Origin of the sequence: Mesorhizobium sp. L103C105A0 (genome assembly GCF_000502215.1) — a bacterium.
Taxonomy (GTDB): Bacteria; Pseudomonadota; Alphaproteobacteria; order Rhizobiales; family Rhizobiaceae; genus Mesorhizobium.
The window spans coordinates 489,269-508,365 of the sequence record NZ_AYXF01000002.1; the positions used below are offsets into that span (position 1 = coordinate 489,269).

20 protein-coding genes, 1 pseudogene and 1 riboswitch are annotated in these 19,097 nt (G+C 62.3%); of the genes and pseudogenes, 3 read left to right on the forward strand and 18 right to left on the reverse strand.

From position 1 onward, the window contains the following. Window positions 1–18: 18 nt before the first annotated feature. From X727_RS157385 to X727_RS157305, 18 genes are all read right to left on the reverse strand, one after another. Entirely contained in the window at window positions 19–1,524 is a 1,506-nt protein-coding gene (locus X727_RS157385; protein WP_023690959.1) for an NADH-quinone oxidoreductase subunit M, read from the reverse strand. Further along, the gene (gene nuoL / locus X727_RS157380; RefSeq protein WP_023833862.1) at window positions 1,524–3,497 is read right to left on the reverse strand and encodes an NADH-quinone oxidoreductase subunit L; all 1,974 of its coding nucleotides are present in this window, start codon (window positions 3,495–3,497) and stop codon (window positions 1,524–1,526) included. The genes X727_RS157385 and nuoL overlap by 1 nt, the downstream gene beginning before the upstream one ends. 10 nt (window positions 3,498–3,507) lie before the next feature. Continuing rightward, window positions 3,508–3,816 carry an NADH-quinone oxidoreductase subunit NuoK gene (gene nuoK / locus X727_RS157375; protein WP_023670810.1) on the reverse strand — a complete coding sequence of 103 codons (309 nt, stop codon included), beginning with the start codon at window positions 3,814–3,816 and terminating at the stop codon, window positions 3,508–3,510. 1 nt (window position 3,817) lies between these two features. Beyond that, window positions 3,818–4,438: an NADH-quinone oxidoreductase subunit J gene (locus X727_RS157370; RefSeq protein ID WP_023690957.1), complete on the reverse strand. Its 621-nt coding sequence runs from the start codon at window positions 4,436–4,438 to the stop codon at window positions 3,818–3,820. A 123-nt stretch (window positions 4,439–4,561) separates the two neighbouring features. After that, complete coding sequence (nuoI, locus tag X727_RS157365) at window positions 4,562–5,053, reverse strand: NADH-quinone oxidoreductase subunit NuoI (protein ID WP_023685203.1); 492 nt, start codon at window positions 5,051–5,053, stop codon at window positions 4,562–4,564. Then, on the reverse strand, window positions 5,053–6,096 hold the full coding sequence (gene nuoH, locus X727_RS157360) for an NADH-quinone oxidoreductase subunit NuoH (protein WP_023735918.1): 1,044 nt from the start codon (window positions 6,094–6,096) through the stop codon (window positions 5,053–5,055). The genes nuoI and nuoH overlap by 1 nt, the downstream gene beginning before the upstream one ends. Before the next feature lie 2 nt (window positions 6,097–6,098). Further along, window positions 6,099–8,180 carry an NADH-quinone oxidoreductase subunit NuoG gene (gene nuoG / locus X727_RS157355; RefSeq protein WP_023735919.1) on the reverse strand — a complete coding sequence of 694 codons (2,082 nt, stop codon included), beginning with the start codon at window positions 8,178–8,180 and terminating at the stop codon, window positions 6,099–6,101. Further along, window positions 8,180–8,461, reverse strand: coding sequence for a pentapeptide repeat-containing protein (locus X727_RS157350; RefSeq protein ID WP_023690954.1), 282 nt, complete (start codon window positions 8,459–8,461; stop codon window positions 8,180–8,182). The genes nuoG and X727_RS157350 overlap by 1 nt, the downstream gene beginning before the upstream one ends. 11 nt (window positions 8,462–8,472) lie before the next feature. Then, a complete protein-coding gene (locus X727_RS157345) occupies window positions 8,473–9,165 on the reverse strand; it encodes an NADH-ubiquinone dehydrogenase subunit (RefSeq protein ID WP_023690305.1) in 693 nt (230 codons plus the stop codon). Window positions 9,166–9,237: 72 nt separating this feature from the next. Further along, window positions 9,238–10,542, reverse strand: a complete 1,305-nt coding sequence (nuoF, locus tag X727_RS157340) for an NADH-quinone oxidoreductase subunit NuoF (protein WP_023670819.1) — start codon at window positions 10,540–10,542, stop codon at window positions 9,238–9,240. A gap of 3 nt (window positions 10,543–10,545) precedes the next feature. Beyond that, a complete protein-coding gene (locus tag X727_RS157335) occupies window positions 10,546–10,749 on the reverse strand; it encodes a hypothetical protein (RefSeq protein ID WP_023712707.1) in 204 nt (67 codons plus the stop codon). Continuing rightward, window positions 10,749–12,080 carry an NADH-quinone oxidoreductase subunit E gene (locus X727_RS157330; RefSeq protein WP_023833863.1) on the reverse strand — a complete coding sequence of 444 codons (1,332 nt, stop codon included), beginning with the start codon at window positions 12,078–12,080 and terminating at the stop codon, window positions 10,749–10,751. The genes X727_RS157335 and X727_RS157330 overlap by 1 nt, the downstream gene beginning before the upstream one ends. Beyond that, window positions 12,081–12,593 carry a hypothetical protein gene (locus tag X727_RS1000000165505; protein ID WP_196814975.1) on the reverse strand — a complete coding sequence of 171 codons (513 nt, stop codon included), beginning with the start codon at window positions 12,591–12,593 and terminating at the stop codon, window positions 12,081–12,083. Continuing rightward, window positions 12,593–13,783, reverse strand: coding sequence for an NADH-quinone oxidoreductase subunit D (locus X727_RS157325; RefSeq protein ID WP_023833865.1), 1,191 nt, complete (start codon window positions 13,781–13,783; stop codon window positions 12,593–12,595). The genes X727_RS1000000165505 and X727_RS157325 overlap by 1 nt, the downstream gene beginning before the upstream one ends. A 66-nt stretch (window positions 13,784–13,849) precedes the next feature. Continuing rightward, on the reverse strand, window positions 13,850–14,227 hold the full coding sequence (locus X727_RS157320; RefSeq protein WP_031193090.1) for a four helix bundle protein: 378 nt from the start codon (window positions 14,225–14,227) through the stop codon (window positions 13,850–13,852). Between the two features lie 33 nt (window positions 14,228–14,260). Next, window positions 14,261–14,863 (reverse strand): NADH-quinone oxidoreductase subunit C, encoded by a 603-nt coding sequence (locus tag X727_RS157315; protein WP_023670823.1) that lies wholly within the window; start codon window positions 14,861–14,863, stop codon window positions 14,261–14,263. A gap of 4 nt (window positions 14,864–14,867) precedes the next feature. After that, window positions 14,868–15,449, reverse strand: a complete 582-nt coding sequence (locus X727_RS157310; protein WP_023670824.1) for an NADH-quinone oxidoreductase subunit B — start codon at window positions 15,447–15,449, stop codon at window positions 14,868–14,870. Further along, on the reverse strand, window positions 15,440–15,805 hold the full coding sequence (locus X727_RS157305) for an NADH-quinone oxidoreductase subunit A (RefSeq protein WP_023670825.1): 366 nt from the start codon (window positions 15,803–15,805) through the stop codon (window positions 15,440–15,442). Before X727_RS157305 ends, X727_RS157310 begins: the two co-directional genes overlap by 10 nt. A gap of 327 nt (window positions 15,806–16,132) precedes the next feature. On the opposite strand from X727_RS157305, the pseudogene X727_RS01000000164455 reads away from it, so the two are divergent. The 3 genes and pseudogenes from X727_RS01000000164455 to cobW all read left to right on the forward strand — a co-directional run bounded on the left by X727_RS01000000164455 (window position 16,133) and on the right by cobW (window position 19,091). Further along, window positions 16,133–17,333: pseudogene (locus tag X727_RS01000000164455) on the forward strand (winged helix-turn-helix domain-containing protein). A 29-nt stretch (window positions 17,334–17,362) separates the two neighbouring features. Further along, a riboswitch (cobalamin riboswitch) is annotated at window positions 17,363–17,570 on the forward strand. Between the two features lie 37 nt (window positions 17,571–17,607). Further along, window positions 17,608–18,036 (forward strand): DUF1636 family protein, encoded by a 429-nt coding sequence (locus X727_RS157300; RefSeq protein ID WP_023833866.1) that lies wholly within the window; start codon window positions 17,608–17,610, stop codon window positions 18,034–18,036. A gap of 2 nt (window positions 18,037–18,038) precedes the next feature. After that, on the forward strand, window positions 18,039–19,091 hold the full coding sequence (cobW, locus tag X727_RS157295) for a cobalamin biosynthesis protein CobW (protein WP_023833867.1): 1,053 nt from the start codon (window positions 18,039–18,041) through the stop codon (window positions 19,089–19,091). The last annotated feature ends 6 nt before the right edge of the window (window positions 19,092–19,097 follow it).

The following is a 19,097-nucleotide window of genomic DNA, read 5'->3' on the forward strand; positions in this document are numbered from 1 at the left end:
GGTTCGCAAAACCTCTGGTCAGTTCGCCGCCGCGGTCTGCGCGGCGCCGATGGATGCGGTGACATTGGTGACGAGCGCCTTGACCGACTGGGCCGTGGCATCGAAGACGGGAGCGGGATAGACGCCGAAGAAGATGACCAGCACGACCAGCGGGTAGATGATCGCCTTCTCGCGCGTCGACAGATCGAGCAGGCCCTTCAGGCTTTCCTTGGTCAGCGCGCCGAAGATCACCCGGCGGTAGAGCCAGAGCGCGTAGGCCGCCGACAGGATGACGCCGGTGGCGGCGAAGAAAGCCACCCAGGTGTTGACCCGGAACACGCCGAGCATGGTCAGGAACTCGCCGACGAAACCTGACGTGCCCGGCAAGCCGACATTGGCCATGGTGAAGATCAGGAACACCGTGGCGTATTTCGGCATGTTGTTGACCAAGCCGCCATAGGCGTCGATCTCGCGCGTGTGCATGCGGTCGTAAATGACGCCGACGCACAGGAACAGCGCGCCCGAGACGAGGCCGTGGCTCAGCATCTGGAAGATCGCGCCCTGCACGCCTTCCTGGTTCATGGCGAAGATGCCCATGGTGACGAAGCCCATATGGGCGACGGAGGAATAGGCGATCAGCTTCTTCATGTCCTCCTGCATCAGCGCCACCAGGGAGGTGTAGATGATGGCGACGACCGACAGCGTAAACACCAGCGGCGCGAACATTTCCGAGGCCAGCGGGAACATCGGCAGGGAAAAGCGCAGGAAGCCGTACCCGCCCATTTTCAACAGGATGCCGGCCAGGATCACCGAGCCCGCCGTCGGCGCTTCGACGTGGGCGTCGGGCAGCCAGGTGTGCACCGGCCACATCGGCATCTTCACCGCGAAGGAGGCGAAGAAGGCCAGAAATAGCCATGTCTGCATGTGGGCCGGGAAGTTGTGGGTCAGCAGCGTCGGGATGTCGGTGGTGCCCGCCTGGAAGAACATCGCCATGATGGCGAGCAGCATCAGCACCGAGCCGGCCAACGTGTAGAGGAAGAACTTGAACGAGGCATAGACGCGGCGCTTGCCGCCCCAGACGCCGATGATGATGAACATCGGGATCAGGCCGGCCTCGAAGAAGACGTAGAACAGCACGATGTCGAGCGCGCAGAACACGCCGATCATCAGCGTTTCCAAGAGCAGGAAGGCAATCATGTAGGCCTTGACGCGCTTGTCGATCGCTTCCCACGACGCCAGGATGCAGAGCGGCATCAGGAACGTCGTCAGGATGACGAACAGCATCGAAATGCCGTCGACGCCCATATGGTAGGAGATGCCGGAATCCAGCCAGGCAAACTTCTCGACGAACTGGAAGCCGGCCTGCGAATTGTCGAATCCGGTCCAGATGAACAGCGAGATGATGAAGGTGGCCGCCGTCGTCGTGAACGCGATGGCGCGGATGTTGCGACGCGCATTCGGGCTGTCATCCCTGATGAACAGGATCATCAGCACACCTACGAGCGGCAGGAAGGTGACCAGCGAGAGGATTGGCCAGGCGGTCATCAGAGCATCATCCAGGTGACGAGTGCGGCCACGCCGATCAGCATGGCGAAGGCATAGTGATAGAGATAGCCGGTCTGCAGCTTGACGACGCGGTCGGTGACGTCGACGACACGCGCCGAAATGCCGTCAGGGCCGAGCCCGTCGATGATGGTGCCGTCGCCGGTCTTCCACAAGAACCTGCCCAGCGCCTTTGCCGGCCGCACGAACAGGACGTCGTAGAGCTCGTCAAAGTACCATTTGTTGAGCAGGAAGGCATAGAGCAGCCGATGGTTGGCGGCGACGCTCCGGGGCAGTTCCGGCGAGCGGATGTAGAACTTCCAGGCGACGGCAAAGCCGATGATCATGGCGACGAACGGTGCCAGCTCGACCCACAGCGGCAATTCATGGATCTCGTGCAGGATGTGGTTGTCCGGCAGCGTGAACAGCGAGGCCTTCCAGAATTCGGCATAGGCTTCGCCGATGAAGGCACCATGGAAGATAACGCCGGCAAACAGCGCGCCCGCGGCCAGGATGAACAGCGGCACCAGCATCACCGGCGGCGATTCATGGACATGGTGCATGACGTCGTGGCTCGCCCGCGGCTCGCCGTGGAAGGTCATGAAGATCAGCCGCCAGGAGTAGAAGGAGGTGAAGCAGGCGGCGATGACCAGCAGGACAAAAGCGAGGCCGGCGACCGAATTGTGGCCGGCAAAGGCAGCCTCGATGATGGCATCCTTGGAGAAGAAGCCGGCGGTGCCGATGACGGTCACCGGAATGCCGACGCCGGTCAGCGCCAGCGTGCCGATCACCATCATCCAGTAGGTCTTCGGAATGAGCTTCCGCAGGCCGCCCATCTTGCGCATGTCCTGCTCGTCGGAGACGGCATGGATGACCGAGCCGGAGCCCAGGAACAGCAGCGCCTTGAAGAAGGCATGCGTGAACAAATGGAAGATCGCCGCGCCATAGGCGCCGACGCCGAGCGCGACGAACATGTAGCCGAGCTGCGAGCAGGTCGAATAGGCGATGACGCGCTTGATGTCGTTCTGAACCAGGCCGACGGTCGCCGCGAAGAAGGCGGTGAAGGCGCCGATGAAGGTCACCACCGTGAGCGCCGAATGCGACAGTTCGAAGAGCGGCGACAGCCGCGCCAGCATGAACACGCCGGCCGTCACCATGGTGGCGGCATGGATCAGCGCGGAAACCGGCGTCGGGCCTTCCATCGCGTCCGGCAGCCAGGTGTGCAGCGGCACCTGCGCCGACTTGCCCATGGCGCCCATGAACAGCAGCAGGCAGACGATGGTCATGGCCGCCTGCTTGTCCAGCGCATAGCCGAGGAAGGTCAGCACGGCGGCCCCTTGCGGCGCGCCTTCAGCCGGAATGAACGTCGCGGCATTGGCGAAGATGGTGCCGAGATTGACCGAGCCGAACAAAACGAAGACGCCGAAAATGCCGAGCGCGAAGCCGAAATCGCCGACGCGGTTGACGACGAAGGCCTTGATGGCAGCGGCATTGGCCGACGGCTTCTTGTACCAGAAGCCGATCAGCAAATAGGACGCGAGACCCACCCCTTCCCAGCCGAAGAACATCTGCACCAGATTGTCCGCCGTCACCAGCATCAGCATGGCGAAGGTGAACAGCGACAGATAGGCGAAGAAGCGCGGCCGGTTCGGATCGTGGTGCATGTAGCCGATCGAATAGATGTGGACCAGCGCCGACACCGTGTTGACCACCACCAGCATGACCACCGTCAGCGTATCGATCCTGAGCGCCCAGGACGCGTCCAAGCCGCCGGATTGGATCCAGCGCAGTACCGGCACGGTGAACACCTCGCCTTCGCCGAAGCCGACGGAGAAGAAGGCGACCCAGGACAGCACGGCCGAGATCACCAGGAAGCCCGAGGTGATATATTCCGATGCCTTGGCGCCGAGCGCATTGCCGAACAGGCCGACAATCAGGAAGCCGAGCAGCGGAAGGAAGACGATCGCTTGATACATGTTAGCCCCGTCAACCCTTCATCTGGTTCACGTCTTCGACCGCGATCGAGCCGCGGTTGCGGAAGAAGACGACGAGAATGGCAAGACCGATGGCCGCTTCGGCGGCCGCGACCGTCAGCACGAACAGGGCAAACACCTGGCCGACGAGATCGCCCAATGCCGCCGAGAAGGCGACGAAATTGATGTTGACCGCCAAAAGGATCAGCTCGATCGACATCAGGATGACGATGATGTTCCTGCGGTTCAGGAAGATGCCGAACACGCCGAGCGTGAACAGGATCGCCGATACGGTCAGGTAATGTGCGATGCCGACGACCATCTCAGAGCCCCTCGCCCGACTTGACCTTGCGGATTTCCATGCCTGTCGCCGGCGTGCGGCCGACCTGGGCGGCGATCGACTGCCGCTTGACCCCTTCCTTGTGGCGCAGCGTCAGGACGATGGCGCCGATCATGGCGACCAGCAGGATGAGGCCCGAAATCTGGAAGTAGTAGAGGTAGTCCGTATAGAGGATGTCGCCGAGTGCTGCGGTGTTTGTCCGCGCGGCAAGATCCGGGATGGGTTTGGAGACCGTCGAGGCCAGTTGCGGCGCGAAGGTGTAGCCGCCGAGCACCACGATCAGCTCGGCCGCCAGGATCAGCCCGACCAGCGCGCCGATCGGCGCATATTGCAGGGCGCCTTCCTTCATCTCGGCGAAGTCGACATCGAGCATCATGACGACGAACAGGAACAGCACCATGACCGCGCCGACATAGACGACAAGCAGGATCATCGCCAGGAACTCGGCGCCGGTCAGCATGAACAGGCCGGCGGCGTTGAAGAAGGTCAGGATCAGGAACAGCACGGAATGCACGGGGTTGCGCGACGAAATGACCATGAAGGCCGACGCCACCGCGACAAAGGCGAAGAGGTAGAAAAAGGCCGCCTCTAGTCCACTCAGCATTGGGGATCCCCCGGGTTCCTGTCCAAACAGGACATCCGTCCTGTTTGATTTCTGCGACCGCCTCCGGCCGGCAAGTTGCGTTGTCCTTAGACGAGGCCCCTCGCCCCGTCCATGCGTCAAATGTCAGCGGTAGGGCGAGTCCAGCGAGATGTTGCGCGCCAGTTCGCGCTCCCAGCGGTCGCCATTCGCCAGCAGCCTGTCCTTGTCGTAGTAAAGCTCTTCGCGCGTCTCCGTCGCGAACTCGAAATTCGGCCCCTCGACGATGGCGTCGACCGGGCAGGCTTCCTGGCAGAAGCCGCAATAGATGCACTTCACCATGTCGATGTCGTAGCGCACGGTGCGGCGAGTGCCGTCATTGCGGCGCGGGCCGGCCTCGATGGTGATCGCCTGCGCCGGACAGATCGCTTCGCACAATTTGCAGGCGATGCAGCGTTCCTCGCCATTGGGATAGCGGCGCAGCGCATGCTCGCCACGGAAGCGCGGGCTGGTCGGCCCTTTCTCGTGCGGATAGTTGATCGTTTCCTTCGGCGCGAAGAACTGGCGCATCGACAGGAAGAAGGCGCTGACGAAATCCTGCAGCAGCAGCGATTTTGCGGCCTGGCCAAAAGCGGACATCACGCAAACCCCGTGATTTTGAGGAAGGCCGCGGTGGCAACGACCATGAACAGGGAGATCGGCAGGAACACTTTCCAGCCCAGCCGCATCAGCTGGTCGTATCGGTAGCGCGGCACGAAGGCCTTCACCATGGAGAACATGAAGAACATCAGGCAGATCTTGAGCACGAACCAGATCACGCCGGGCACCCAGGTGAAGGGGGCGAAGTCGAAGGGCGGCAGCCAGCCGCCGAGGAACAGGATGGTGGCCAGCGCGCACATCATCACCACGGCGACATATTCGCCGAGGAAGAACAACAGGAACGGCGTCGAGGAGTATTCGACCATATGGCCGGCGACGAGTTCCGACTCGGCTTCCACCAGGTCGAAGGGCGGGCGGTTGGTCTCGGCCAGCGCCGAGATGAAGAAAATGACGAACATCGGGAACAGCGCCAGCCAGTGCCAGTCGAGGAAGCTGTTGGGCAGGCCAAGCTTGGTGCCCAGCCCATCCTGCTGCGACAGCACGATGTCCGACAGGTTGAGCGAGCCGACGCAGAGCAGCACGGTGACGATGACGAAGCCGATCGAGACTTCGTAGGACACCATCTGCGCCGCCGAGCGCAGCGCGCCGAGGAACGGGTATTTCGAGTTGGACGCCCAGCCGCCCATGATCACGCCGTAGACCTCGAGCGAGGAGATGGCGAAGACGTAGAGGATGCCGACATTGACGTTGGCGATCCCCCAGCCCGCATTGACGGGAATGACCGCCCAGGCCGAGATTGCCAGCACGGCCGACACCAGCGGCGCCAGCAGGAACACGCCCTTGTTGGCGCCGGACGGAATGACCGGTTCCTTGAAGACGAATTTCAGCAGATCGGCGAAAGCCTGCAGCGTGCCCCACGGGCCGACGACGTTCGGGCCGCGGCGCAATTGCACCGCCGCCCAGATCTTGCGGTCGGCGTAAAGCAGGTAGGCAACCCCGATCAGCAAAACGACGATCAGCACGACCGACTTTAAAAGGATGATCAGCGTCGGCACCACATAGAAGGAGAAGAAAGTGTCCATGTCTACTCTGCCGCCTGCCTGAAGCCGTTTTTCGCCAGCGCCGAGCATTCCGCCATGACGGCGGAGGCCCGCGCGATCGGGTTCGTCAGATAGAAATCCGTGACCGGCGAGGTGAAAGTGCCCTTGTTCAGCCGCCCGCCGAGCTTCGCCACCCTGGCGATGTCGTCGGGGTTGCCTGAGACAACATGATCGATGCGGGCGAGATGCGGGTATTCGCCATAGAGTTTGGCGCGCAACTGCTGCAGCGAATCGAAGGGTAGTTTCTTGCCCAGCACATCGGACAATGCCCTCAGGATCGCCCAGTCCTCGCGCGCATCGCCCGGCGCGAAGCCGGCGCGGTTGGTCTGCTGCACGCGTCCCTCGGTGTTGACATAGGTGCCGGACTTTTCGGTGTAGGCGGCTCCCGGCAGGATGACATTGGCGCGGTGCGCACCGGCGTCGCCATGCGTTCCGACATAGACAACGAAGGCGCCGCCGGTCTTGGACATGTCGATCTCGTCGGCGCCGAGCAGGAACAGAACCTCGCTCTCCCCCAGCATGCCGGCAACGTTCTTGCCGCCCTTGCCAGGCACGAAGCCGACATCGAGACCGCCGACGCGCGCGGCCGCAGTGTGCAGCACGGCAAAGCCGTTCCAGTCGGCGCGGGCAGCGTTCACGGCCGTGGCGAGTTTCGCCGCCTGGCCGAGCACCGCCGCGCCGTCGGCACGCGATAGTGCGCCCTGGCCGACGATGATCAGCGGATGCGTCGCCTTCTTCAGCACCTGGAAGAACTTGCCGTTGCCATCGGCCAAGTCTTTCAGCGACTCCGGACCGGCGCCGAGCTGTTCATAGTCGTAACGCGTGTCGCCGACCTCGCCGATGACGCCGACCGGCAGATTGCCGATCCGCCAGCGCTTGCGGATGCGGGCATTGAGCACCGAGGCCTCGAAGCGCGGATTGCCGCCGATGATCAGCACCGCGTCGGCCTGCTCGATGCCCTCGATGGTGGGGTTGAAGATGTAGCTGGCGCGGCCGAGCGCGGGATCGAGTGCGGCGCCGTCCTGGCGGCAATCGGTGTTCTTCGAGCCCAACGCAGCCATAAGCTGCTTAAGCGCGTAGATTTCCTCGACGGCGGCAAGATCGCCCGCAATCGCGCCGATTTTCTCGGGCGCCGCATTCGACACCGCATCCCTGATCGCAACGAACGCTTCGGCCCAGCTGGCCGGCGCCAGCTTTCCGTCCTTGCGGACATAGGGGCGGTCGAGGCGCTGCGTGCGCAATCCGTCCCAGATGAAGCGGGTCTTGTCGGAAATCCACTCCTCGTTCACCGCTTCATTGACGCGCGGCAGGATGCGCATCACCTCGCGGCCACGGCTGTCGACGCGGATTGCCGAGCCGACGGCGTCCATGACGTCGATGGATTCTGTCTTGGTCAGCTCCCACGGCCGCGCCTGGAAGGCGAACGGCTTCGACGTCAGCGCGCCGACCGGGCAGAGGTCGATGACATTGCCCTGCAGCTCCGAGGTCATGGCGCTTTCGAGATAGGTGGTGATCTCGGCATCCTCGCCGCGGCCGATCAGGCCAAGCTCGGAAATGCCCGCAACTTCCGTGGTGAAGCGAACGCAGCGCGTGCAGTGGATGCAGCGGTTCATAACCGTCTTGACCAGTGGGCCGATATACTTGTCTTCGACCGCGCGCTTGTTCTCGTGATAGCGCGAGGAATCGACGCCGAAGGCCATCGCCTGGTCTTGCAGGTCGCATTCGCCGCCCTGGTCGCAGATCGGGCAATCCAGCGGATGGTTGATCAAAAGGAATTCCATCACGCCTTCGCGGGCCTTCTTGACCATCGGCGTGTTGGTGAAGATTTCAGGCGCCTCGCCATTCGGACCCGGACGCAGGTCGCGCACATTCATGGCGCAGGAGGCCTGCGGCTTCGGCGGCCCGCCCTTCACCTCGATCAGGCACATGCGGCAATTGCCGGCGATCGACAGCCGCTCATGGAAGCAGAAGCGCGGCACTTCCGCGCCGGCGTCCTCGGCCGCCTGCAGCAGCGTGTAGTGGTCGGGTACAGTGATCTCTTTCCCGTCGACCTTGAGCTTTGCCATCAATTGCCCCCGGCGGTCTGCGCCGTCTCATATGCCTGAAACAGATCGCTCAGCCTGATGCCATTGATCATCATGCCGGCGACTTCAGCGTTTTCTATCTTCAAATTGCTCATATTCACATTGCTGAAAAACGCGTCCGAGAGGTTCGCGTCGTCCACAACGGCCGCCGACAGGTCGACGTTGTGAAACTGCGTGTTCGACAAGTTCACATCGTCAAATCTGGAGTTGCTGACGATGGCATTGCGCACATCGAGAACATCGCTCCTGTCGTGGATCTCCATGCCTGCCACCCCTACTTCTTCGCCTTGGCGGCCAGCGTCAGCGCCGCGGCCTGGCGGGTCCACTCGTCGCGGCCGATTCGGCCGGTGAGCGACAGGTAGTCCTCGACCCAGGCGATCTCTTCCGGCGTCCACGCCGCGATCTGGGCAAAGGTCCAGATGCCGAGGCCGTTCAGCACTTTTTCCAGCTTCGGTCCAACGCCGGTGATCGCCTTGAGATCCGACGGCTTGGCCGGACGAGCCACGGCCTTGGGCTGTCTGAAATCCTCCGGCATCAATCCGATCGTCGCGCCTTCGGCGACGGCATCGGTCTTCTCCGGCTCGGCATCGACGGTGCGAGCGGCAATATCGGTCACATCCTGGGCAAAACTCTGCGCCTCGGCGATCAGGGTTCTGGTCGCCGCGCGCGCCTTGGTGGCCGGCGCGGTCTCGGAGAACTCTTGGGTGCGCTGCTCGAAATCGTCGATGATCGGCTGGAAAATCCGCTGCGATGCCTCGGCAGCACCCGACAAGGCGCCTAGCCACACGCCAAAGGCATGGTTGGCAAGGCCGAAGCCCAGCGCCGACATGGCGGCGGCACCCGCGACAGGATGCGCGAGAAGGTTGACGGCGCTGGCCATCTCCTTCGGCATCATCCTTGTCAAATCCTGGTTCATCTTCTCAAGCTGGTCCAAATTGGGCATCAAAGGGTTCGAATAGGGCGCCATAGACATCTCCTGGTCGTTTCTTCGTCAGCCCCGCCCCTATATTTCCGTCCGGGGCTTGCGCCCGATTTCAATCTACTCAGCAGCCACCATCACCGGTTCGGCCCGGTGCGCGTTGCGCGAAAACTCGTCGATGCGCCGCTCCACCTCGCCGCGGAAATGCCGCATCAGGCCCTGGATCGGCCATGCCGCGGCATCGCCCAGCGCGCAGATCGTATGACCCTCCACCTGTTTGGTGACGTCGAGCAGCATGTCGATCTCGCGCTTCTGCGCCTCGCCGCGCACCAGCCGCTCCATCACCCGCCACATCCAGCCGGTGCCTTCGCGGCATGGCGTGCACTGGCCGCAGCTCTCATGCTTGTAGAAATAGGAAAGCCTGGCGATCGCCTTCACGATATCGGTCGATTTGTCCATGACGATGACAGCCGCCGTGCCAAGGCCGGATTTCAGGTCGCGCAAAGCATCGAAATCCATCGGCGCATCGATGATCTGCTCGGCCGGCACCAGCGGCACCGAAGCGCCGCCCGGAATGACCGCCAGGAGATTGTCCCAGCCGCCGCGAATGCCGCCGCAATGGGTTTCGATCAGCTCGCGGAACGGGATCGACATCGCCTCCTCGACGGTGCACGGATTGTTGACGTGGCCGGAGATGCAAAACAGCTTGGTGCCGACATTGTTGGGCCGGCCGAAGGACGAGAACCAGGCGGCGCCACGGCGCAAAATGGTCGGCGCGACCGCGATTGACTCGACATTGTTCACGGTAGTCGGACAACCGTACAAGCCGACATTGGCCGGGAATGGCGGCTTCAGCCGGGGCTGGCCCTTCTTGCCTTCGAGGCTTTCCAGAAGTGCTGTTTCCTCGCCGCATATATAGGCGCCGGCGCCGTGATGCATGTAGATGTCGAAATCGTATCCGGACGTGTTGTTCTTGCCGATCAGCCTGGCCTCGTAGGCCTCGTCGATGGCGCGCTGCAGCGCTTCGCGCTCGCGGATGAACTCGCCGCGCACATAGATGTAGGCGGCGACCGCGCCCATGGCGAAGCCGGCGATGAACGAGCCCTCGACCAGCGTGTGCGGATCGTTGCGCAGGATATCGCGGTCCTTGCACGTGCCGGGCTCGGATTCGTCGGCGTTGACAACGAGATAGCTCGGCCTTCCGTCGCTCTGCTTGGGCATGAACGACCATTTCAGCCCGGTCGGGAAGCCGGCGCCGCCGCGGCCGCGCAGGCCTGACGCCTTCATCTCGTTGACGATCCACTCGCGCCCCTTGGCGATGATGCCGGGCGTGTTGTCCCAGGCGCCGCGCGCCATCGCGCCGGCCAGCGACTTATCGAACAGGCCGTAGATGTTGTTGAAGATGCGGTCTTTGTCAGCCAGCATGACTTACCTCTTTCCCCGCAAGACGATCGAGAACCACACCAGCACGCCCATGCCGGTCGCGGCCATCGATTCCAGGGTATCCGAAAACGGCAATTCGACGAGGCGCCGAAGCCCCTCCAGAAGGATGTTGGCAGCAGCGATGCAGACAACGCCGATGACAATGCTGCGCAGCGACAGCAAAGATCCGGTGCTTTGCGCTTCAGCCATCAACGTGGCTCCTTGCCGAAGACGCGGATGTATTCGGCGACGCCGCCCTTGGCGAGCGCCTTGGCCTGCTTGCCCCAGTCGTCGCGCTCGATGCGACCCTGGAAAGCGAGATATCCATCCACCCAGTCGCGCTCGGCCTTATTCCAGGATGCGACCTGTGTGAAGGTGAAGATGCCAAGCGAATGAAGGATGCCCTCGATCTTCGGGCCGATGCCCGAGATCAGCTTGAGATCGTCGGCCGCAGCCGGCCTGTCGATTCCGGCTGGACGGTTCTTGTCCTCGAGCGACGGCTTTGCGGGCCTGGCTGCCGGCGCCTTGACGGCCGGGGCCACCGCGGCCTTGGCCGCTGGCGCCTTGAATTCCGGAGCGATGAAGGCAGCTGCCGGCGTGGCGGTGGTCTTCGGGCCATTACGCTGCTTGGCGACCTTCTCGACTTCAGGCGCCGCGGTGTTGGCGTTGGCGGCCGAATGCAGGGGCGCCGGGACGCTCGCCGCTTTTTCCGCCGCCGGTGCAACCTTGGCCCTGGAGGGCGACTTCAACGCCGAGCTGGTTTCCGGCGCATCGGTTTTCGGTTTGCCGGCGTTGGATGGCGCGACCGGGGCGGCCGCTGCAGGAGCGGCAGGAGCCGGAACAGGCGCCGCAATGATTGCGTCGGGCGCCGCGTGGGCAGCCTTGCTCGCCGCCCTGGCTTCCTTGTCGCGCGTCGCTTTGAGGATCGCCTTTTCGCTCTTCAGCGTCGTCAGGCCAGGCGCCGGCTCCGAGCCGGTTCTGCCATTTTGCGGTCCCGTGGGAACCGAGGCGCCCTTGCCTGCATCATAAAGATCGATGATTTCGGCCAGCCGCTCAGGCGTCAGATCCTCGAACGTGTCCTTGAAGACCATCACCATCGGCGCGTTGACGCAGGCGCCGAGGCATTCGACCTCCTCCCACGACAGCGTGCCCTTGTCGTTGGTGTGGAACTGGTCGTGATGGATTTTCGAGCGGCACACATCCATCAGCGCTTCCGAGCCGCGCAGCATGCACGGCGTGGTGCCGCAGACCTGGATATGCGCGCGCGTGCCGACCGGATTGAGCTGGTACTGCGTGTAGAAGGTCGCGACTTCGAGGCCGCGAATGCGCGGCATGCCGAGCATGTCCGAAATCGTCTCAATCGCCGACTTGGTGACCCAGCCTTCCTGCTCCTGCGCAATCATCAGCAAGGGAATGATCGCCGACTGCTCCCGGCCCTTCGGATATTTCTTGATCCATTGCTTCGCAACCGCCGCATTCGCCCGGTTGAAGGCGAAGGTGGCTGGCTGGACGCTTGCTTCTGCGAGACGGCGGACTGACATTTAGCGATCGGGCCCCTGCTCTGCTACGAGAGCTATTGCGGTTTCACATTCTTTCTGATGAGAAAACGGAATGCGTTCGGCAGATCGAGCAACACTCGCAAATCGCTCTGCGGGCAACATGTATTGCCACAGCCCCAGAACAGTTTGCCTTACTTGAGGCGAGATCCATGCCATGACCGCATCAGCGTCGATGTCATCGTCGAACAAGTGCTCGTAAAAAGCGACACCAGCCGCATTCCAAATCTGTTTGTTCGGGTGAACGGCAGCCCATTGGGCGAACCCATGCATTCTACCCAGCTTGTCGACGTCATTGTCGCGGTGGGCAAGGCGCGTCTTGGGTAGCAGGGTAAAAAAGAAGTCATAGATCGAACAGTGCTGAGTCGAGTTGTAAGAAGCCTCGGCGAGCTCGACCGGCAGCATGGCTTTTGCCAATTCGCGCCACCGCGGTAGGGCAGCGTCGGCATTCCCTCGAACACCGACCTGAGAGCGCACTGTAGGATTGGCTGCCGCCATCACCGATCAACCTCCCCGAAGACGATATCGAGGGAACCCAGGACGGCAGTGACGTCGGCCAGCATGTGGCCGCGGCAGAGGAAATCCATGGCTTGCAGATGCGCGAAGCCGGGCGCGCGCAGCTTGCAGCGGTAGGGCTTGTTGGTGCCGTCGGAGACGAGATAGACGCCGAACTCGCCTTTCGGCGCCTCGACCGCTGCATAGACCTCGCCGGCCGGCACGCGGTAACCCTCAGTATAGAGCTTGAAATGATGGATCAGCGCTTCCATCGAGCGCTTCATCGCCTGGCGCTTGGGCGGCACCACCTTGCCGTCGAGGTTCGACACCGGCCCGGTGCTCTCCTTGCCGAGCAGAAGGTCGACGCACTGACGCATGATCTTGGCCGACTGGCGCATTTCTTCCATGCGCACGAGATAACGGTCGTAGCAGTCGCCGTTCTTGCCGATCGGGATGTCGAAATCCATCTCGGGATAGCATTCATAGGGCTGCGACTTGCGCAAATCCCAGGCAGCACCCGAGCCGCGCACCATGACGCCCGAAAAACCCCAGGCCCAGGCGTCGGCAAGCGACACGATACCGATATCGACATTGCGTTGCTTGAAGATGCGGTTGCCGGTAAGCAGCCTGTCGAGGTCGTCAAGCGACTTCAGGAACGGGTCGATCCACTTGCCGATGTCCTCGACCAGCTTCGCCGGCAGATCCTGGTGCACGCCGCCGGGACGGAAATAGGCCGCATGCATGCGCGAACCGGAAGCGCGCTCATAAAACACCATCAGCTTTTCGCGTTCGACGAAACCCCACAGCGGCGGCGTCAGCGCGCCGATATCCAGCGCCTGCGTCGTCACATTGAGGATGTGCGACATGATGCGGCTGAGCTCGGAATAGAGCACGCGGATCAACTGGCCGCGCTTCGGCACTTCGATGCCGAGCAACCGCTCGGTGGCGAGCGCGAAGGCATGCTCCTGGTTCATCGGTGCGCAATAATCGAGCCGGTCGAGATAGGGCACCGCCTGCAGATAGGTCTTGTGCTCGATCAGCTTTTCAGTGCCGCGATGCAGCAAGCCGATATGCGGATCGACGCGGTCGACCACCTCGCCGTCAAGCTCCAGCACAAGACGCAAAACACCGTGTGCCGCAGGGTGCTGCGGTCCGAAGTTGATGTTGAAGTTGCGGACGGAGGTTTCAGCCATTCTGGCGCCTCTGGCGAAGAGTCAGTAGTGAGTAGTGAGTAGTGATCATCAATCTCAATGCCTGCTTCATTCCGCCTGCTTGGCCTGCACCGTTCGGATAAGAGATCTCATCATTTTTCCAATCTCTTCGCATCGCAGCAGCAGCTCAATCTCATTGTCTTTTCGCAGCAGGCCAACCCGACATGCCAGCAGTATGTGTGTCTCCAGTTCCTTCAACGAGCCTTGCGCCATGCGCAAAAATTGAACGAACGACCCTCTGTTCTCCCGACCGTATCCCTCCGCGACGTTCGCTGCGACCGAAACCGCCGATCGGCGCATCTGAGAGGTCATGCCGTAAATCTCATCCCTCGGAAACTCTTTGGTGAAACGGTAGCAATCCTCAGCAAGCGTCATCGCCGATTGCCACACCTTCAAGTCGCGATAAGATTCGATCCGTTGCTCCAAATCTTTTCCTACTGACTACTCACTACTTCCTACTCACTGTTTCGCCTTCTCATCGCCCGGCAGGACGTAGTCCGTCCCTTCCCATGGCGAGAGAAAATCGAAGTTCCTGAATTCCTGCTTCAATTCCACCGGCTCGTAGATCACGCGCTTGGCTTCGTCGTCGTAGCGCACCTCGACGAAACCTGTCAGCGGGAAGTCCTTGCGCAGGGGATGGCCCTCGAAGCCGTAATCCGTGAGGATGCGGCGCAGGTCCGGATGGCCGGAGAACAGCACGCCATAGAGATCGTAGGCTTCGCGCTCATACCAGTCGGCGCCGGGATAGACAGCGGTGAGCGACGGCACCAGCGTCTCTTCGTCGGCCTGCACCTTGATGCGGATGCGCAAATTCTGCTTCGGCGACAGCAGATGATAGACGACATCGAAACGCTTGACGCGCGACGGGTAGTCGGCACCGCAGATATCGATGATCGAAATGAACTGGCAGCCCGAATCGTCACGCAGGAAGCTTGTCACCTCGATCAGATTGTCTGTAGCAACCGAGATCGTCAGTTCGCCATAGGCAAGCACTGCATCGGTGACGCGGCCCGGCAGCTTTTCGCCGAGATAGGTCGACAGTTCGCTCAGGGATGCGGCCATGGGTCTACCGTTCGATCGTGCCGGTGCGGCGGATCTTCTTCTGCAGGAGAAGAATGCCGTAGAGCAGCGCTTCGGCGCTTGGCGGGCAGCCGGGCACATAGATGTCGACCGGCACGATGCGGTCGCAGCCGCGCACCACCGAATAGGAATAGTGATAATAGCCGCCGCCATTGGCGCAGGAGCCCATCGAGATGACGTAGCGCGGCTCCGGCATCTGGTCGTAGACCTTGCGCAAAGCCGGGGCCATCTTGTTGGTCAGCGTTCCCGCCACGATCATGATGTCGGACTGGCGCGGCGACGCGCGAGGAGCCACGCCAAACCTTTCAGAATCATAGCGCGGCATCGAGGTGTGGATCATCTCGACGGCACAGCAGGCGAGACCGAAGGTCATGAACATCAGCGAGCCGCTGCGTGCCCAGGTGATCAGCGCCTCGGTCGAGGTGACCAGAAAACCCTTGTCGGCCAGTTCATTGTTGATCTCGAGGAAGAACGGATCGTCGGAACCGACCGGACGTCCGGTATTGGGGTCGATCAGGCCTTTGGGCTTCGGCGCGACGAGCGTTCCGGAACTGTCGTTCAATCCCATTCCAGCGCTCCTTTTTTCCACTCATAGGCAAAGCCGATGGTCAGCACCGCCAAAAACACCATCATCGACCAGAAACCGAGCATGCCGATCTTCGAGAACGACACCGCCCACGGAAACAGGAAGGCCACTTCCAGATCGAAGATGATGAACAGGATCGACACTAGGTAGAAGCGGATGTCGAATTTCATCCGGGCATCGTCGAACGAGTTGAACCCGCACTCGTAGGCGGAAAGCTTCTCCGGATCGGGATTGCGATAAGCCACCAGAAACGGCGCGATGATAAGCGCCAGGCCTACAACCGCGGCCACGGCGATGAAGAGGACGATGGGCAGGTATGAACTGAGGAGTACGTTCATGCTCGGCTTTCCGTTGGCGGCCAATCCACTTTGATTACAGCAACCAACCCTAATGCGGAAGCGCGACAGTTTAACCGCTGAACCGTTTTAGGTGCCTTTGCTGCAACGCGGCGAGGGTTAGCGCAGGGCTTTCAGCGAAGCAAGTCAAACCTTGTTCAAAAGACAGTGCTGGACGGCAGGCCGGGAAAAACTGGTCCGATCTCCTCCTGTTTGATTTCCTTCATCTTTCACTCCACTTTTGTCTCCTGACACATCTCCCGCCATTTGCCTGCTAGCATGACCGGAATCGCCGGCTAAAGTCGGGAAAATGGTTCGAGGCAAGACACTTTGACGAAGGCCAAAATCTCACTCCCCGCGGCCAGGCGCATCGCGCTCGCCGCGCAAGGATTTCTCGATCCCCGCCCGGTCGGCACGCCCGATCGCCGCCACCTCGCCCGCGTGCTGTCGCGCACCGGCCTGCTGCAGATCGATTCCGTCAGCGCCGTGGTGCGCGCCCACTATATGCCGCTCTATTCGCGCCTCGGCCCCTACCCGCTGGCTTTGCTCGACAACGCCGCAGTCACCCGCAAGCGCACCGTGTTCGAGTACTGGGCGCATGAGGCCTCTTTCCTGCCGGTCGAGACATACCCGTTGATGCGCTGGCGCATGCAGCGCGCTGAAAGCGGCGACGAAATGTATCTGGGCCTCGCCAAATGGGGCCGCGAGCACGCCGCCTATATCGAAGAGATCTACCGCGCGGTCGCCGAGCGCGGCCCGATTGCCGCTTCGGCACTGGAGGGCCAGAAAGGTTCGGGCGGCTGGTGGGGCTGGAGCCACGCCAAGCACGCCTTCGAATGGCTGTTCTGGGCCGGACGCATCACCACGGCGCACCGCCGTGGCTTCGAGCGTTTCTACGACCTGCCCGAGCGCGTGCTGCCGCAGGCGATCCTCGACCTGCCGGTGCCGGCGGCCGAGGACGCGCACCGCGAATTGCTGCGCATTTCCGCCCGCGCCCACGGCATCGCGACGTCGGGTGACCTGCGCGATTATTTCCGCTTGTCGCCGGCCGACATGAAGGGCCGGTTGGAGGAACTGGTCGAGATGGGCGAGTTGCTGCCGGTAAACGTCGAAGGCTGGGACAAGCCGGCTTACCTCTATAGGGACGCCCGCCTGCCGCGAAAGATCGAGGCCCGCGCCTTGCTGGCCCCCTTCGATCCGGTGGTCTTCGAGCGCGCGCGCACCGAGCGTCTCTTCGNTCCGCTACCGCATCGAGATCTACACCCCGGCCGACAAGCGGCAATATGGCTATTACGTGCTGCCTTTCTTGCTCGGCGACCGCATCGTGGGGCGCGTCGACCTCAAGGCCGACCGCCCGGCCAGCGTGCTTCGCGTCCACGCCGCCTACGCCGAGCCCGGCGCACCGCCGGAGACAGCTGCCCAGCTGCTCGAGGAATTGAAGCAGATGCAGGGCTGGCTTGGCCTTGAGCGCATCGAAGTGACGCCGGCCGGCAATTTGGGGAAGCCTTTGGCCGACATTGCCATGTCGTAGCCGTGCGTTGACACCGCTGCCTGCAAAAGCCTAAATCCGCTCCAGACGGTCCCCTGCCCGCAACGGCAAGGGCCAAGAGGGAATGCGGTGCGGGACGAAAAAATCCCAAATCCGCGGCTGTCCCCGCAACTGTAAGCGAAGAGCCAAGGCCGAAAGCCACTGGGTAACACCGGGAAGGCGGCTAACCAAGGCGATGACCCGCGAGCCAGGAGACCTGCCGTCTGAGACAAAGTATCCGATCGCCTGGCGGGTTTCCGGGCAAGGAGCCCGGTTTTTGGACCAGAACAGCACTTTTTCGGCTGGCACAGCGGATGTTTCGTCCGCCGATAGCGACGCGTTGACTGGCGTGACCGTCATCGTGTGCGCTTCGTGCCGCGATGAAACCGGCTCCGACGCACATCCTCGCGCCGGCGAACTTCTGGCCGACGACACGCGCCTCGCCGCAGCGGATGACAACATCCGCGTCCGCACCGTCGAATGCCTCGGCAATTGCAAGCGCAGGCTCAGCGCCGCCATCCTGCGCGACGGCTGCTGGAGCTATGTCTTCGGCGATCTGACCGCAACCAGCGGCGCCGACCTCGTTACCGGCGCAAAGCTCTTCGCGACTTCGGCCGACGGCCTCATCCCGTGGCGCGGCCGGCCCGATAGCCTCAAGCGCGGCCTCGTTGCCCGCATCCCACCCCTCGACATGCTGAAGGACTGACGATGAACGCTTCAAACCCGGCCGCCAACCTCTCCCGTGTTCCCTGCACTGTCGTTACAGGCTTCCTCGGCGCCGGCAAGACGACGCTGGTCCGCCATCTCCTGGAAAATGCCGGCGGCAAGCGCATCGCCATCATCGTCAACGAGTTCGGCGACATCGGCATCGACGGGGAAATCCTGAAAGGCTGCGGCATCGACACCTGCCCCGAGGAAAACATCGTCGAACTGGCCAATGGCTGCATCTGCTGTACAGTCGCCGACGATTTCGTGCCCGCCCTCGACAAGATCCTCGCGCTGACACCGAGGGTCGACCACATCCTGATCGAGACCTCGGGCCTCGCTCTGCCCAAGCCGCTGGTCCAGGCGTTCCAGTGGCCAAGCGTGAAGAGCCGGGTGACCGTCGATGGCGTCATCGCCGTGGTCGACGGCCCGGCGCTGGCCGAAGGCCGCGTCGCCAACGACATGGACGCGTTGCAGGCACAGCGCGCTCAGGACGAAACGCTCGACCACGACGATCCGGTCGAAGAAGTCTTCGAGGACCAGATCGCCTGCGCCGATTTGATCATCCTGTCGAAAAGCGATTTGATGGATTCAGCCGGTTCGGCCCGCGCCAACGCCATCATCAATGAGCATTCCGCTCGCGCGGTAAAAATCGTGCCGACTGCGTATGGCAAGGTCGACCCGTCGGTGCTGCTTGGCCTCGGTCTCGCCGTCGAAGACGACATCGAGAACCGCAAGTCGCATCACGACGGCGCTTTCGATCATGAGCATGACGATTTCGACACCTTCATCGTCGACATCCCCTCGATCACCAATCCGGACGAACTGGCCAGGCGCGTCGCTACGGTGGCCGAGGAAGAGAATGTTCTGCGCGTGAAAGGCTTCGTCGATGTCGGCGGCAAGCCGATGCGGCTTTTGCTGCAGGCCGTCGGCCGACGCGTCAACCATTATTATGACCGCGCCTGGACGACCGAAGACGATCGCCGCTCGCGTCTCGTCGTCATTGGCCTGAAGGGGCTGAACCGCCCGGCGATCGAGCGTATACTCGCCGGCTGATCTCAG

Coding starts and splice junctions, on each gene's coding strand:
- X727_RS157385 (WP_023690959.1), bottom strand. CDS start 1,524: ATGACCGCCTGGCCAATCCTCTCGCTGGTCACCTTCCTGCCGCTCGTA.
- nuoL (WP_023833862.1), bottom strand. CDS start 3,497: ATGTATCAAGCGATCGTCTTCCTTCCGCTGCTCGGCTTCCTGATTGTC.
- nuoK (WP_023670810.1), bottom strand. CDS start 3,816: ATGGTCGTCGGCATCGCACATTACCTGACCGTATCGGCGATCCTGTTC.
- X727_RS157370 (WP_023690957.1), bottom strand. CDS start 4,438: ATGCTGAGTGGACTAGAGGCGGCCTTTTTCTACCTCTTCGCCTTTGTC.
- nuoI (WP_023685203.1), bottom strand. CDS start 5,053: ATGTCCGCTTTTGGCCAGGCCGCAAAATCGCTGCTGCTGCAGGATTTC.
- nuoH (WP_023735918.1), bottom strand. CDS start 6,096: ATGGACACTTTCTTCTCCTTCTATGTGGTGCCGACGCTGATCATCCTT.
- nuoG (WP_023735919.1), bottom strand. CDS start 8,180: ATGGCAAAGCTCAAGGTCGACGGGAAAGAGATCACTGTACCCGACCAC.
- X727_RS157350 (WP_023690954.1), bottom strand. CDS start 8,461: ATGGAGATCCACGACAGGAGCGATGTTCTCGATGTGCGCAATGCCATC.
- X727_RS157345 (WP_023690305.1), bottom strand. CDS start 9,165: ATGGCGCCCTATTCGAACCCTTTGATGCCCAATTTGGACCAGCTTGAG.
- nuoF (WP_023670819.1), bottom strand. CDS start 10,542: ATGCTGGCTGACAAAGACCGCATCTTCAACAACATCTACGGCCTGTTC.
- X727_RS157335 (WP_023712707.1), bottom strand. CDS start 10,749: ATGGCTGAAGCGCAAAGCACCGGATCTTTGCTGTCGCTGCGCAGCATT.
- X727_RS157330 (WP_023833863.1), bottom strand. CDS start 12,080: ATGTCAGTCCGCCGTCTCGCAGAAGCAAGCGTCCAGCCAGCCACCTTC.
- X727_RS1000000165505 (WP_196814975.1), bottom strand. CDS start 12,593: ATGGCGGCAGCCAATCCTACAGTGCGCTCTCAGGTCGGTGTTCGAGGG.
- X727_RS157325 (WP_023833865.1), bottom strand. CDS start 13,783: ATGGCTGAAACCTCCGTCCGCAACTTCAACATCAACTTCGGACCGCAG.
- X727_RS157315 (WP_023670823.1), bottom strand. CDS start 14,863: ATGGCCGCATCCCTGAGCGAACTGTCGACCTATCTCGGCGAAAAGCTG.
- X727_RS157310 (WP_023670824.1), bottom strand. CDS start 15,449: ATGGGATTGAACGACAGTTCCGGAACGCTCGTCGCGCCGAAGCCCAAA.
- X727_RS157305 (WP_023670825.1), bottom strand. CDS start 15,805: ATGAACGTACTCCTCAGTTCATACCTGCCCATCGTCCTCTTCATCGCC.
- cobW (WP_023833867.1), top strand. CDS start 18,039: ATGAACGCTTCAAACCCGGCCGCCAACCTCTCCCGTGTTCCCTGCACT.